Raw genomic sequence first — 16,864 nt, forward strand, 5'->3', positions numbered from 1 at the left:
AAGAAGTTGTTTGGAAAATTTTTCGTAACTTTGACCAAACCCCGAGATGGAGTCACTGGCACGCTGAATAAAATTTGCCATAGTGGAGAATGTTTATTGGTTGAACATTAGAAATATCACCACTAAAATCAGCAAAAAAAAAAGAATCCCGCATACAGATAGCAAACTTTAGCTATTACGTATGCGGGATTTAGTACAACAACATGTTTCTTTTAAAGAAACGGATGATTCCCTAAAATCCAGAGACAAAACTGGTAGTAATATTCTGATCTTTCAATATTGATGGTTGATGTGCTGAATGATATATGTAAAAACAAACAACCATTCTTCTACATCTTTCATTTTCTACATCTTTTCTAATCTCAACTACAAATAGTGAGTACAAAACAGTCCTTTTTTCGTCTTCATTATAGAAAAAATATAGTATTGGAATGAAAAGCCGACTGAAGCAACAAATATTTGCATTCTCTTTATTGGCATGGACAGCTGTATGTCCTGTCGATGCACAACAAACACGCTCACTTCGCGACCAATTTCAGAATCCGTCTGACGAAGCGAAGCCTTGGACCTTTTGGTACTGGATGTATGGTGCTGTGTCCAAAGAAGGAATAACTGCCGATTTGGAAGCGATGAAACATGCAGGACTCGGAGGTACTTATCTGATGCCGATCAAAGGGGTTAGTGAAGGTACACAATATAACGGCAAGGCACAGCAGTTGACTCCTGAATGGTGGGAAATGGTGCGTTTCAGCATGGAGGAAGCCGACCGTTTAGGGTTGAAACTGGGAATGCATATTTGTGATGGTTTTGCATTGGCAGGAGGTCCCCTGGATTACTCCGAAAGAATCAATGCAGAAAGTTGTTTGGAGCGATACAATCATTGATGGTGGAAAGCTCAATGCATTACGTCTGCCACAGCCGGAAGCTTATGAAAACTATTATGAAGATATTGCGCTATTTGCTTTGCCGGTAGAGGATGCGGCAGACGAAATGCCCGCAAAGATCACTTGCGTAAACTTAGCAACAGCGAACAATGTAAAATCTGCTCAAACAGTGAATATGGATGCGGCAGGCGTTATCCGTTCTTCGTATCCATGCTATATTCAATATGAATATAAACAGCCTTTTACCTGCCGGAATATAGAAATCGTTTTAAATGGCAATAATTATCAGGCACATCGCTTGAAAGTAATGGCAAGTGACGATGGCGTAAATTATCGTTTCGTGAAACAGCTAGTCCCTGCCCGTCAGGGATGGCAAAATACAGATGAAAATTCTACTCATAGTATTCCTGCAACTACAGCCCGTTATTTCCGTTTCTACTGGACACCCGAGGGGAGCGAACCGGGAAGTGAAGATATGGATGCCGCAAAATGGAAACCTAATCTGAAGATCAAACAACTGCACCTGCATCAGGAAGCCCGTTTGAATCAGTGGGAAGGAAAAACCGGACTGGTATGGCGTGTTGCTGAATCTACCAAAGAAGAGGAGATAGGAAAGGAGGACTGCTATTCACTTTCACAGGTTATTAATCTGACGGAACAATATAAGAATGCCCCGGCTAGTCATTCTAAAGAAAAAACAATCACAGCTGTTCTCCCTAAAGGTAAATGGAAATTGCTCCGCATGGGACATACAGCTACCGGACATACCAATGCAACAGCCGGTGGCGGAAAGGGCTTGGAATGTGATAAGTTCGATCCGAAAACGGTGCGAAAACAATTTGATAACTGGTTTGCACAAGCATTTGTAAAGACGAATCCAGAAGTAGCACGTCGTGTATTGAAATATATGCATGTAGATAGTTGGGAATGTGGAAGCCAGAACTGGAATCCAAATTTCGCTGCAGAATTTCAGAAACGTCGTGGTTATGACCTGATGCCTTATTTACCACTATTGGCAGGTATTCCTATGGAAAGTGCAGAACGAAGTGAAAAGATTCTGCGAGATGTCCGTACAACGATTGCCGAATTGGTGGTGGATGTATTCTATCAGGTATTGGCAGATTGTGCCAAAGAATATGATTGTCAGTTTTCAGCGGAGTGTGTAGCACCGACCATGGTAAGCGATGGCTTGCTGCATTACCAAAAGGTAGATCTTCCTATGGGAGAATTTTGGCTGAACAGCCCTACCCATGATAAACCGAATGATATGCTGGATGCTATTAGCGGGGCACATATCTACGGAAAGAACATCATTCAGGCTGAAGGATTCACCGAAGTACGCGGCACGTGGGACAAATATCCTGCTATGTTGAAAGCCTTGCTGGATCGTAATTACGCATTAGGAATCAATCGTCTTTTCTATCACGTATATGTACATAATCCCTGGCTGGATTGCAAACCCGGCATGACATTGGATGGCATCGGACTTTTCTTCCAACGCGATCAGACTTGGTGGGATAAAGGTGCAAAAGCATTTTCCGAATATGCTACCCGTTGTCAGGCATTATTGCAATATGGACATCCGGTGACAGATATTGCAGTATTTACAGGTGAAGAAATGCCAAGACGTTCGATATTGCCGGAACGATTGGTTCCGTCCCTTCCGGGAATTTTCGGTGCGGAACGTGTGGAAAGCGAACGCATTCGTTTGGCGAATGAGGGACAACCTTTGCGTGTGCGTCCGGTAGGTGTCACACATTCAGCCAATATGGCTGATCCCGAAAAATGGGTGAATCCACTTCGCGGATACGCTTATGATAGTTTTAATAAAGATGCGTTACTACGTCTGGCCAAAGTGGAAGACGGCAGAATGACACTGCCGGGTGGAGCCAGCTATAAAGCATTGGTAATTCCTCTTGCACGTCCGATGAATCCCGAACCTGTATTATCTTCGGAAGTGCAGAAGAAGATCAATGAATTAAAAGAAGCGGGTGTATTGATACCTTCTTTGCCTTATACAGCGGATGATTTCTCCGTATATGGGTTGGAACGTGACATGATTGTACCGGAAGATATTGCCTGGACACATCGTCGTGGTGAACTTGGCGAACTTTACTTTATCGCCAATCAAAGAGAAGAAACACGCACATTTACCGCAAGTATGCGTATCAACGATAGGAAACCGGAATGTTGGAATCCGGTGACGGGTGAAATGAACAGCCGTCCTTCTTATCGTATCAATGGAAATCGGACGGAAGTTACTCTCACATTGGCTCCTTATGAGTCCGTATTCATCGTATATCCTATGGAGGGAGCACATGAAGGTTATGGAGAGGACTCCTCAAGACTACAGAAAGAGAAAAAGGAGGTAGCCAAAGAGCCTTTAAATATAGCTCTGGAAGCAGAGGAATATATGATAACTTTTGCAGCTAACAAGAAAACGCTCACACGGAAAGAACTTTTCGACTGGAGCAAAGAGCCGGACGAACAGATACGTTATTATTCGGGGACAGCTACTTATAAGACGGCTTTCCGCTGGAAGAATAAACTGAAAAAAGGCCAACAGATTTACCTGAATTTGGGTACGGTTTGTAATTTAGCAACTGTCCGTGTGAATGGCGTAGACTGTGGTACCATTTGGACAGCTCCTTATCGTGCTGATATTACAACTACTCTGAAAAAAGGAATCAATATACTTGAAATAGAGGTTACGAACACTTGGGCGAATGCCTTGAAAGGAGCTGATGAAGGAAAAGCACCATTTGAAGGCATTTGGACCAATGCAAAATACCGGAAACAGGAAAATAAACTGCTTCCGGCAGGATTACTCGGCCCTTTGAGTTTTTCTGCCATAGAGTGAAAGTTTTTAGGCACGGATTACGCTATTACTTTATGTAATACGATTCTTATAAACCGTGTAATCCGCGTAATCCGTGCCTAATTCATCATAATGTAGTACTTAAATGATAAAGATATACTTATAATGAAAAGTTCAATTATTAAAACAGGTACAATGTTGGCTAGCTTTCTGCTTGCGGCCGCCTGCCTGTCAACACACGCAGAAGTAAAACTGCCGGCTATTTTTTCTGATGGCATGGTGATGCAGCAACAGACAAATGCAAATCTTTGGGGAACTGCCACTCCCAACAAGAAAGTGACCATAACTACCAGCTGGAATGGAAAGCAATACGTGGCAGCTGCCGATAAGAACGGGGCATGGAAACTTTCGGTTTCTACTCCCAAAGCAGGAGGTCCTTACACTGTCACCTTTGATGATGGAAGTAAAAAAACACTGAATAACATATTGATAGGTGAATTGTGGCTATGTTCCGGACAGAGTAACATGGAAATGCCAATGAAAGGATTCAAGAATCAGCCAGTGGAGAATGCCAATATGGATATTCTTCACAGCAAGAATCCGAAAATTCGCTTGTTTACCGTAAAACGTACTTCTACATTGACTCCGCAGACCGATGTTATCGGTTCATGGAAAGAAGCAACTCCGGCCAACGTTCGTGATTTCAGTGCTACGGCTTATTATTTCGGGAGGTTAATCAATGAAATAGTAGAGGTTCCGGTAGGATTGGTAGTTGCAGCCTGGGGTGGATCGGCGTGCGAAGCATGGATGACCGCTGACTGGTTGAAAGCTTTTCCTGATGCAAAGATTCCTCAATCGGAAGCCGATATAAAATCAAAGAACCGTACTCCGACCGTACTGTACAACGGTATGTTGCATCCCCTTATCGGCATGACGATGAAAGGAGTGATTTGGTATCAGGGCGAAGATAACTGGAATCGGGCGCACACGTATGCGAATATGTTTACTGCATTGATAAACGGCTGGCGCGCTGAATGGAAACAGGGAGATTTTCCTTTTTACTATTGCCAAATAGCTCCGTATGATTATGGGATTATCACAGAAAAAGGTAAAGAAGTGATAAACTCCGCCTATCTTCGGGAGGCACAGGCAAAAGTAGAACATCGTGTACCCAACAGTGGCATGGCCGTATTACTGGATGCAGGTATGGAAAAAGGAATCCACCCGGCAAAAAAGCAAGTTGCCGGAGAACGTTTGGCACTTCTCGCCCTGACTAAAACTTACGGAGTGGAAGGCGTGAATGGCGAAAGTCCATACTATAAAAGCATTGAAATAAAGAATGATACAGTAGTCGTTAGCTTTGAACGTGCAAATATGTGGATTAGCGGCAAGAACTGTTTTGAGTCGAAAAACTTTCAGGTAGCCGGCGAAGACAAGGTGTTTTATCCGGCTAAAGCATGGATAGAACGTAGCAAGATGCTGGTGAAAAGCGATAAAGTGCCGCACCCGGTAGCTGTTCGATATTGTTTTGAAAACTATGTGGAGGGAGATGTATATGGTGACGGATTGCCTTTAGGTTCTTTTCGTTCGGATGATTGGTAAACTGCTAATGAAATTATAAATTATGAATCATTTGCGTAGAGTTTTTGTTCTCTTATTCATATTTGTTGGCGTGTCGGCTCTATGGAGCCAACATGCCAATGTCATTTGGAATACTCCTAGCCGCAATTCTTCAGAATCCATGCCCTGTGGTGGCGGAGATATCGGGATGAATATATGGGTAGAAGAGGGTGACATTATGTTCTATGTGAGCCGTAGCGGCACATTCGACGAAAACAACTGTCTGCTAAAACAAGGACGCATACGTCTCCGTCTGTCCCCCAATCCTTTTAAAGATACGAAAGATTTTCGTCAAGAATTGAAACTGAAGGACGGATATGTAGAAGTTGCAGCAGGAAACACGCAGATACAATTCTGGGTAGATGTTTTTCATCCGGTTATACACGTGGAGGTAACCAATACACAAGCGTTACAAACTGAAGTTTTTTATGAGAATTGGCGCTATCAGGAACGACCTGTCAGGAAAGGAGAGGGACAACAATGTTCTTACAAATGGGCTCCTCCGAAAGGTTCTGTGACAGCGGCTGACTTTATTTCTTTAGGCAAAACCAATCATTCTGCCAATCAACTCCTGTTCTACCATCGCAATCCGGAACAGACTGTTTTTGATGCTGTTGTGATCCAACAGGGAATGGACGAAGTAAAGTCTGAAATGATGAATCCTTTGAAAAATCTAACTTTCGGAGGAATCCTGTTCGGAGAAAACCTTGAATTTATAGGCACCACGGATGGCGTGTATGCCGGAACAGACTACCGCGCCTGGAAATTCCGTTCTTCCAAAGCGTCCAGAAAAGAACATTTCTGTATTGTATTGCATACAGCCCAAACAGAAACAATAGAACAGTGGGAGCAGGGACTGCAAACTGCTTTGCAAAGAATAGCCCCGCAAGGCAAAGTCTCATCGAAGATTCTCATACAGGATAAAAAGCAAACCCGTTCGTGGTGGAATGCTTTCTGGCAACGCAGCTTCATTGAAGCGGAGGGAGAAGCAAAAGAAATAACCAGAAACTACACTCTTTTCCGTTACATGCTGGGTTGTAATGCCTACGGTAGCGTACCAACTAAATTCAATGGCGGACTGTTCACTTTTGATCCTTGTTACATCGACGAAAAACAATCCTTTACTCCCGACTACCGGAAATGGGGAGGTGGTACAATGACAGCACAGAATCAACGCCTGGTTTATTGGCCGATGCTGAAAAGCGGGGACTTCGATATGATGCCTTCCCAGTTTGATTTCTATAACCGTATGTTGAAGAATGCTGAATGGAGGAGTCGTGTATATTGGCAACATGACGGAGCTTGCTTCTGCGAACAAATAGAAAATTTCGGTCTGCCCAATCCCGCAGAGTATGGTTTCAAACGGCCGGACTGGTTCGACAAAGGGCTGGAATATAATGCCTGGCTGGAATATGAATGGGATACGATTCTCGAATTCTGCCAGATGATACTGGAAACAAAGAACTATGCGAATGCTGATATCACCCCTTATTTGCCTTTGATTGAAAGTTCACTGACATTCTTCGACGAACATTATCGGCAACTTGCTTCCCGTCGGGGACGGAAGGCGCTGGATGGCAACGGACATCTGATTCTTTTTCCGGGTTCTGCCTGTGAGACATATAAAATGACCAATAATGCCAGCAGCACCATCGCAGCTCTAAAAACAGTATTGGAAACTTATGGAAAGAAAGAAGAGATGCTAAAGACAATTCCTCCGATTCCATTGCGGTACATAGAAATAAAAGATACGTTGAATCCTACTCTTGCTCCGGTTTTGAAGCGAACAATTTCGCCTGCTGTAAGTTGGGAACGAATTAACAATGTCGAAACGCCACAACTTTATCCGGTATTTCCATGGCGTATTTATGGAGTAGGAAAGGAGAATCTGGACATAGCACGCAATACCTATTTTTATGATTCGGATGCCATCAAATTCCGTTCGCATATCGGATGGAAACAGGACAACATTTGGGCGGCTTGCCTGGGACTGACCCAAGAAGCGAAAAGGTTATCCCTTGCCAAACTCTCCAACGGGCCGCACCGCTTTCCTGCTTTTTGGGGACCGGGCTATGACTGGACACCCGACCATAATTGGGGAGGTAGCGGCATGATAGGACTTCAGGAAATGCTATTGCAAACAAACGGAGAACAAATACTTCTTTTCCCCGCATGGCCGAAAGAATGGAATGTACATTTCAAACTGCATGCTCCTGGTGAAACAACAGTAGAAGCTACTCTGAAAGACGGGAAAGTAACAAACTTGAAAGTTCTACCTGAAAGTAGAAAGAAAGATATCATTATAATGATTGAAAATGAGATTTTTTTCACCACAGAGGACGCAGAGGACACAGAGGCTTTTTAAACAGTAAATCTATCTGTCTAAGGGAACGTATAGTCTAAGAATTTACTCCCTTTGTGTACATATAGAGAGGAGATTCTTAGACAAGCAGAATGACAGAACTAACAATATATTACAAAAAAACTCTGTGTCCTCTGCGTCCTCTGTGGTGAAAACTCGAATGAAATATATAAATAAAGAACTATGAATAAAAGACCGTTTATCATCTTATCATCTTTTCTGTTACTGTTCTTAGGAATCGAAAAAGGACAGGCGACAGAAACTTACCGTCCTGAAACATCGGTTGCCGGATTTATCCAGCTTCCCGGTAGTGGGCGACAAGTTTATAATTTCAATCCGGGATGGCTCTTTTTCAAAGGCGATGTCCGGGGAGCAGAAGCAGTAAACTTTGATGACCGTTCTTGGAAAGTAGTTTCCACTCCCCATACGGTAGAATTAATGCCTGCCGAAGGAAGTGGATGCCGTAATTATCAGGGACCAGCCTGGTATCGTAAACATTTTGTTCTCCCTGCCGAAACAAAAGGCCAACGGGTTGTTCTTCATTTTGAAGCAGCCATGGGTAAACAGATTCTTTATCTGAATGGCAAACGCATCCAGGAACATTTGGGAGGTTATCTACCTTTCACTCTGGATTTGACAGCCAATGGCGTACAAGCCGGAGACTCCTGCCTGCTTGCTGTTTTCACAGACAACAGTGATGACAAATCCTATCCCCCCGGAAAACGCCAATATACACTAGACTTCGCCTATCATGGCGGCATCTATCGTGATGTATGGATGATTGCCAAATCTCCGGTAGCTATCACCGATGCCATTGATTCACAAGCCGTTGGCGGTGGAGGCGTATTCGTGCATTTTGATAAGATCAGTGAAAAGAGTGCACAAGTATATGTAAATACGGAAATTCAGAATGAGGATGTACGTACTGAATCGGTCACTGTAGAAACGACTTTGACAGATGCTGACGGAAAAGTAATCAAACACTGTTCCGGAAAGCTGTCTTTAAAACCGGGAGAGAAGAAATCCATCCAGCAACAGATGGAAGTGAAGAATCCAAAACTCTGGTCACCGGATACACCTTATTTATATAGAGTACAATCCCGTATTAAAAAAGGAAATAAATCTATGGATGGCGGCATTACCCGTGTCGGTATTCGCTTGGCAGAATTTCGTGGAAAAGACGGTTTCTGGCTGAATGGAAAACCTTTCGGTCAACTGGTAGGAGCAAATCGCCATCAGGATTTTGCCTATGTAGGCAATGCTTTACCGAACTCACAGCAATGGCGTGATGCCAAACGTCTGCGTGATGCCGGATGCACCATTATTCGTGTGGCGCATTATCCGCAAGATCCTGCCTTTATGGATGCTTGTGATGAACTCGGTCTGTTTGTGATTGTCGCTACTCCGGGATGGCAGTACTGGAACAAAGATCCGAAATTCGGTGAGTTGGTTCATCAGAATACCCGTGAAATGATTCGTCGCGACCGTAACCATCCTTCCGTACTAATGTGGGAACCCATATTGAATGAGACTCGCTATCCACTTGATTTTGCATTAAAGGCTCTTGAAATCACCAAAGAGGAATATCCTTATCCGGGACGTCCGGTAGCCGCTGCCGATGTTCATTCTGCAGGAGTGAAAGAACATTACGATGTTGTTTATGGCTGGCCGGGTGATGACGAAAAAGAAGACAGGCCGGAACAATGTATTTTCACCCGTGAATTTGGAGAGAATGTGGATGATTGGTATGCTCACAATAATAACAACCGTGCCAGCCGCAGTTGGGGAGAACGCCCGTTATTGGTACAGGCACTTTCACTGGCAAAGAGTTATGACGAGATGTATCGTACTACCGGTTTATTTATCGGTGGTGCGCAATGGCATCCGTTCGATCATCAGCGCGGTTATCATCCTGACCCTTACTGGGGTGGCATCTACGATGCTTTCCGTCAGAAGAAATATGCATACGAAATGTTCCGTAGCCAGTCGCTTGCCGGTCTTCAGCATCCATTGGCAGAATGTGGTCCGATGATATTCATTGCTCATGAAATGTCTCAGTTTTCCGATAAAGACGTGGTTATATTTACCAACTGTGATTCTGTGCGTCTTTCTATTTATGATGGAACGAAAACCTGGACGAAACCGGTAGTCCATGCCAAAGGACATATGCCGAATGCACCGGTTGTATTCGAAAATGTCTGGGATTTTTGGGAAGCACGCGGATATAGCTATACTCAAAAAAACTGGCAAAAAGTAAATATGGTGGCCGAAGGGATCATCAACGGAAAAGTAGTATGCACGCAAAAGAAAATGCCTTCCCGGCGTTCCACGAAACTACGCCTCTATGTAGATACTCAAAAAGTGAACCTGATAGCTGACGGCTCCGACTTTATCGTTGTTGTTGCCGAAGTAACCGATGATAGTGGAAATGTACGCCGTCTGGCAAAAGAGAACATTGTTTTCACCATAGAAGGTGAAGGAGAAATCATCGGAGATGCTACTATCGGCGCCAATCCCCGTACAGTGGAATTTGGTTCTGCTCCCGTGTTGATCCGTTCCACCCGGAAAGCCGGAAAGATGAAAGTGAAAGCCCGTGTACAGTTTGAGGGAACCCAAGCTCCAACAGCGACTGAAATAGAACTGGAAAGCATTCCGGCAGAACTGCCTTTCTGTTATGAGGAATCCACTTACGAAGAACGCAGAACTGCATCGTCCGTTCCGGAAGTAAATTCTTTTAAAGAATCATCAGAAGGAAAAATACAACTGACAGAAGAAGAACGTCAACGGGTATTGGATGAGGTGGAACGCCAGCAAACTGAATTTGGGACAGAGAATTAGGCACGGATTACACGGATTTCATGGTTGCTTTATACATTAATATTTCCAAAAACTGTGAGATCCGTGTAATCTGTGCCTAACTTTATGGTATAAACGAATGATGATGATAAGCTTATATCAAAAAAAAGATTACCTTTGGGGTACGTTTTAATTCCAATTATAGCCACCAATGAGAAAACGAAATATTCTAATACTATTACTATCCATGATAGGCATTTATGCTTTTGCCTATCCGAATATGATTGTAGAACACTACACAGCCGAACGCGGGTTGCCCAATAATATCGTCAACTGCACTTTAAAGGGACAGGATGGGTTTATCTGGTTTGGCACATGGTATGGATTATGTAGTTTCGATGGAAGCAAGTTTCGCTCCTATGATAATCATGACGGTTTTTATTCCACCGACATTCCACCACGTAAGATTCAGCGTATCGTGGAAGATAAAAATGGTTTTCTGTGGATTAAGACCATCGACCGCAAACTCTACCTGTTCGATAAAAGACACGAGAGTTTCCATGCTGTCTATGATGATGTAAAAGAATATTCGGAGAACATCCAGATTATTAAGATTCAGACAACCGAAGACGGGGATGTATTGTTGTTGACAAAAGATAAAAGTCTTTTGCGTGCATATACCGACAAGGAAGGTAAAATAACGATGAAGCAGTTGCACGATTCGCGTCCCAACGTGAATGTGTATGATATGCGTCTGAAACATAACGTATTCTGCGAAACTGCAGAATTTATCAATTGGATTGGTATGGATTATCAGATTTTGTCCCTCCGGAAAGGGGCGGCTCTGAAAGACAAGCCCGCTGACTTTATACAGAAAAAGGTATCTGCCAATCCGGATCAGTTTACTTGTGCCTCCTATAATTCTAAATTCTTATGGTTGGGAGATAAGAAAGGACACATTTATAGTATTGATCCTCAAAATGGAGTTGTCAACCGTTATGAGATACCGGAAATCAAACGCCCGATTTCTAATCTGCTGATAACAGAGTCCGGTCTGATGTACATCACTACTAACGAAGGAACGTACGAGTATAATATCGGTTACAAACAATTGACCAAACTTCCATTCACCATCCCCGAAAAGGACGGCGGAATCATATTTTATGATAAATATGATAAGGTATGGTTTCAGGAGGGTAATCAGGCATTGACCTATTATGATCCTCTGAATAGAAGCCACCACCGATTTACATTCCCCAATCAGAATGCCATCGGCAATTTTGAAATGCAGGATGCCGGTGAACAAGGTATGTTCTTCATGACCCCGGGAGGAGAAATTCTTCTATTCGACAGAGAAAAACTGGAAATGACCCGTATTAACCAATTAAAACCTTTCTCGGATGATCTTCCCAACCAGCTTTTTTTCCATCTTCTGTTGGACAAAGATGGAATCCTCTGGTTAGCATCTACAAGCAGCGGAGTATACAGACTTAATTTCCCCAAAAAGCAATTCCAACTGTTGACGGAAGTTTCTCCTTCTCCGCTAATACCCGAGAGATCAAACTCCTGGAATCAGGGGATACGTGCCCTCTTCCAGGCACAAAATGGCGATATCTGGGTAGGAACCCGTTGGCAGGCGTTGTACCGTCTGGATCGTAACGGACAAGTGAAACAGATCTTCTCGGATAAGAACTATCTATTGGGAACTGTATATCATATTATGGAAGACAAGGACGGTAATCTTTGGTTTTCCACCAAAGGAAATGGGCTTGTCAAAGCTGAACCGGATATGAATTCTCCGCACGGGTTGCGTTTTACCCGTTATATCAATGATCCCAAGAACCCGAATTCTATCAGTAACAACGATGTATACTTTACTTATCAGGACAGCCGGGGACGCATCTGGGTAGGACTATTAGGTGGAGGACTGAATTTGATTTCCGAAGAAAATGGAGCCATCACCTTCATCCATAAATACAATGGACTGAAACAATATCCTGCATACGGCCTTTATATGGAGGTACGTACCATGACGGAAGATGAAGACGGACGTATCTGGGTAGGAACTATGGATGGTTTGATGTCTTTCGACGGGCATTTTTCCACGCCCGAACAGATTCAGTTTGAAACGTACCGTCAAGTCAGTGAAAACTCGAATGTAGCGGATAACGATATTTATGTACTCTACAAAGATACTGATTCTCAAATCTGGGTGAGTGTGTTCGGAGGCGGTTTGAATAAACTGGTTCGTTATGACAAGGAAAAGAGGGAACCTATTTTCAAATCTTATGGTATCCGTGAAGGAATGAATAACGACGTAGTCAAGTCCATCGTAGAAGATAAAAACGGCAACTTGTGGTTTACAACGGAAATAGGTTTGTCTTGCTTCAACAAAGCTACCGAGCAGTTCCGCAATTACGACAAATACGACGGTTTCCTGAACGTGGAGTTGGAAGAGGGCAGTGCACTCCGGACATTGAATGGAGACTTGTGGATTGGCACTCGTCAGGGAATCCTGACATTCTCTCCTGACAAACTGGAAACACTGCATACAAATTATGATACACGTATCGTTGATTTCAAAGTATCCAATCGCGATTTGCGTAGTTTCCGCGAATGTCCGATTTTAAAAGAATCCATCACATACGCCAAAGCAATCCGGCTGAACTACAATCAATCCATGTTCACGATTGAATTTGCGGCATTGAATTTCTATAATCAGAACCGGGTGTCATACCGTTATATACTTGAAGGTTATGAAAAAGAGTGGCATTATAACGGGAAGAATCGCATCGCTTCCTACACCAATGTGCCTCCCGGAGATTATACATTCCGTGTAGAAACAATGGATGAAGCCAATCCGGAACTTGTTTCCAACTGCACGCTGGCCGTCACCATTCTTCCCCCTTGGTGGTTAAGCTGGTGGGCAACTCTTATCTATGTGATCTTGGGTCTGGCAGCTCTCTATTTTAGTTTGCGTCTGGCTTTCTTCATGATTAAAATGAAGAACGATATTTATATCGAACAAAAAGTTTCGGAGATGAAAATCAAGTTCTTTACCAATATATCCCACGAATTGCGCACTCCTTTGACATTGATAAAAGGTCCGATACAAGAATTAAGGGAACGTGAAAAGCTGTCTCCGAAAGGATTGCAATATGTGGATTTGATGGAGAAGAACACCAATCAGATGCTGCAATTAGTGAATCAGATACTTGATTTCCGGAAGATTCAAAACGGGAAAATGCGTTTGCATGTGTCATTGATTGATTTTAATGAGATGATAGCCTCTTTCCAGAAAGAGTTCCGCGTGCTTTCCGAAGAAAATGAAATCAGTTTCACTTTCCAGTTACCGGATGAACCGATTATGGTATGGGCGGACAAGGAGAAATTGAGCATTGTGATCCGTAATATCATATCCAATGCATTCAAATTCACTCATTCCGGTGGAAGCATTTATATAACTACCGGATTGACAGACGACGGAAAATGTTGTTATGTACGGGTGGAAGATAACGGGGTAGGTATTCCACAAAATAAACTGACCGAGATTTTTGAACGCTTCTCACAAGGAGAGAATGCGAAAAACTCCTATTATCAGGGCACAGGTATCGGATTGGCACTTTCAAGGGAAATCGTTAATCTTCATCACGGACAGATTCGTGCTGAAAGTCCTGAAGGACAGGGGGCAGTGTTTATTGTGGAACTCCTGATGGATAAGGAGCATTATCGTCCGTCGGAAGTTGACTTTTATGTGGGAGGTACGGAAACAGTTCCCGTTTCTGTGGAACAGGAACCTGTTGCCAATGCCATATCCGAAGAAGATACAGAAGAAGAACCGGAAATTGATGCTTCATTACCGACCCTTTTGTTGGTTGAGGATAATAAGGACCTTTGCCAGTTGATAAAACTTCAGTTGGAAGATAAGTTCAATATCCATATTGCCAATAACGGAGTAGAAGGTTTAAAGAAAGTGCACCTGTATCATCCTGATATCGTAGTGACCGATCAGATGATGCCTGAAATGGACGGCCTTGAAATGTTGCAATCTATCCGCAAAGATTTCCAGATCAGCCATATTCCTGTTATTATCCTGACCGCGAAAAATGATGAAGGCGCCAAGACCAAAGCTATTACTTTAGGAGCAAATGCCTATATCACCAAACCTTTCAGCAAGGAATACCTGTTGGCACGTATCGACCAGCTGCTTGCCGAACGGAAATTGTTCCGTGAACGAATCCGCCAGCAAATGGAAAACCAGACAACGACCGAAGAAGACAGCTACGAACAATATTTGGTAAAGAAAGACGTACAGTTCCTAGAAAAGATACATCAGGTCATTGAAGAAAATATGGACGACAGTGATTTTAATATTGACACCATAGCATCCGGTATCGGATTGAGTCGTTCGGCATTCTTCAAGAAACTAAAGAGTCTTACCGGTCTGGCCCCTGTAGATCTGGTAAAAGAGATTCGCTTGAATAAATCAGTCGAGCTGATTAAGAACACGGATTTAAGTGTTTCCGAGATTGCTTTTGCTGTCGGATTCAAGGATTCGGGATACTACAGCAAGTGTTTCCGGAAGAAATATAATCAAACCCCTCGTGAATACATGAATGAATGGCGGAAAGGAGAGAGATAACCGATTACAAAATGCTTTCTTAATCGTCCTTTTAGAAACCTATTAAGATTCGAAAGAATGAATAACATGAAGAAAGTATTATCAGCGTGGATGCTGGTTGCCTGTGTACTACCTGTGGCAGCCCAGTATCCTGTAATTCCGGACTCGGTAAAAGAAAGAGGAGCAAAACAAGAAGCGGAGTTCGAACGGAAATCCGACGCGGCATGGGAAAAAGCTTTGCCGACAGTTTTAGAAGAAGCAAAGAAAGGACGCCCTTATAAGCCATGGGCCTCCAAACCCGAAGATTTGATAAAGAGCAATATCCCGGCCTTCCCCGGTGCGGAAGGCGGAGGTATGTATACTCCCGGTGGACGTGGAGGAAAAGTGATTGTTGTCACTTCTCTGGAAGACTCCGGTCCCGGAACATTCCGCGAAGCCTGTGAAACAGGAGGTGCACGTATCATTGTATTTAATGTTTCGGGAGTGATCCGTCTGAAAAGCCCGATCAGTGTACGCGCCCCTTATGTAACCATTGCCGGACAAACAGCTCCCGGAGATGGTATCTGTATCACCGGACAATCTTTCCTGATCGATACACACGATGTCGTGATTCGTCATATGCGCTTCCGTCGCGGTGCGCAGGACGTGGCTTTCCGCGATGATGCGGTAGGAGGGAATGCGGTAGGAAATATCATGGTAGACCATTGCTCCGCCAGTTGGGGATTGGATGAAAATATGTCTATCTACCGTCATGTATATAACAGAGGGGCAGACGGACACGGTCTGAAACTTCCGACAGTAAACATTACCATTCAAAATTCTATTTTCTCTGAAGCACTGGATACATACAACCATGCTTTTGGTGCAACCATCGGTGGTCATAACAGTATGTTCTGCCGGAATCTCTTTGCTTCCAACATCAGCCGGAACAGTTCGGTGGGTATGGACGGTGATTTTAACTTCGTCAATAATGTTGTATTCAACTGGTGGAATCGTTCTGTAGACGGAGGTGACCACAACAGCTTCTACAACATGATAAACAATTATTTTAAACCCGGCCCCATCACTCCGCTAGGTAAACCGATCTCTTATCGTATTCTCAAACCGGAAGCGGGACGTGACAAAAGCAGACCTCTCTCATTCGGAAAAGCTTATGTAAACGGGAATATTATTCATGGCAATGCCAAGGTCACAAAAGATAACTGGGACGGAGGCGTACAACTGAAAGAAGATGTGGATGCCACAAAGTTCCTGCCCTTAATTAAATCGGACGAAGCTTTCAAAATGCCTCCGGTTACTGTGATGGATACCAAAAAAAGCTTATAACTTTGTATTGGATAATGTAGGAGCTACTTTCCCCAAACGGGACGCTGTGGATGCCCGTGTTATAAAGACTGTGCAAACAGGAAAAGCCATTTATGTGAAAGATGCACCGGAGTTTGTCTCTCCTTATGTGAAAAGACGGTTACCGGCTGATTCTTATAAGCAGGGTATCATTACAGACATTCGTCAGGTAGGCGGACTTCCCGAATATAAAGGAGAAGCAGTAGTAGACTCGGACGGTGACGGCATGCCGGATGCCTGGGAAATAGCTAACGGTCTGAATCCGAATGACCCGACCGACGCAACTATGGACTGCAATGGTGACGGATATACCAATATTGAAAAATATATCAATGGTATAGACACTAAAAAGAAAGTGGACTGGACAGATTTGAAGAACAATTACGATACATTGTCTAAACGGAAAAGTCTGTTATAAG

Annotated in this window: 4 protein-coding genes and 2 pseudogenes; all 6 read left to right on the forward strand. The window is 43.5% G+C overall.

Features of this window, described 5'->3' with window-relative positions; genetic code table 11:
• Positions 1-431 precede the first annotated feature (431 nt).
• The 6 genes and pseudogenes from NXV01_RS16740 to NXV01_RS16765 all read left to right on the forward strand — a co-directional run bounded on the left by NXV01_RS16740 (position 432) and on the right by NXV01_RS16765 (position 16,863).
• A pseudogene (locus NXV01_RS16740) lies at positions 432-3,744 on the forward strand (glycosyl hydrolase).
• Between the two features lie 123 nt (positions 3,745-3,867).
• On the forward strand, positions 3,868-5,304 hold the full coding sequence (locus tag NXV01_RS16745; RefSeq protein ID WP_234132139.1) for a sialate O-acetylesterase: 1,437 nt from the start codon (positions 3,868-3,870) through the stop codon (positions 5,302-5,304).
• A 22-nt stretch (positions 5,305-5,326) separates the two neighbouring features.
• Positions 5,327-7,687: a DUF5703 domain-containing protein gene (locus tag NXV01_RS16750; RefSeq protein ID WP_409012934.1), complete on the forward strand. Its 2,361-nt coding sequence runs from the start codon at positions 5,327-5,329 to the stop codon at positions 7,685-7,687.
• A gap of 180 nt (positions 7,688-7,867) precedes the next feature.
• Positions 7,868-10,522: a glycoside hydrolase family 2 protein gene (locus NXV01_RS16755; protein WP_259022931.1), complete on the forward strand. Its 2,655-nt coding sequence runs from the start codon at positions 7,868-7,870 to the stop codon at positions 10,520-10,522.
• A gap of 169 nt (positions 10,523-10,691) precedes the next feature.
• On the forward strand, positions 10,692-15,122 hold the full coding sequence (locus tag NXV01_RS16760; RefSeq protein ID WP_347035070.1) for a two-component regulator propeller domain-containing protein: 4,431 nt from the start codon (positions 10,692-10,694) through the stop codon (positions 15,120-15,122).
• 57 nt (positions 15,123-15,179) lie between these two features.
• Positions 15,180-16,863, forward strand: a pseudogene (locus tag NXV01_RS16765) (polysaccharide lyase).
• The last annotated feature ends 1 nt before the right edge of the window (position 16,864 follow it).

The organism is Bacteroides sp. BFG-606 (assembly GCF_024788145.1).
Classification (GTDB): Bacteria; Bacteroidota; Bacteroidia; order Bacteroidales; family Bacteroidaceae; genus Bacteroides; species Bacteroides vicugnae.

Bases quoted from the DNA above. Each gene is read 5' to 3' on its own strand.
- NXV01_RS16745 (WP_234132139.1), top strand. From the start codon at position 3,868: ATGAAAAGTTCAATTATTAAAACAGGTACAATGTTGGCTAGCTTTCTG.
- NXV01_RS16750 (WP_409012934.1), top strand. From the start codon at position 5,327: ATGAATCATTTGCGTAGAGTTTTTGTTCTCTTATTCATATTTGTTGGC.
- NXV01_RS16755 (WP_259022931.1), top strand. From the start codon at position 7,868: ATGAATAAAAGACCGTTTATCATCTTATCATCTTTTCTGTTACTGTTC.
- NXV01_RS16760 (WP_347035070.1), top strand. From the start codon at position 10,692: ATGAGAAAACGAAATATTCTAATACTATTACTATCCATGATAGGCATT.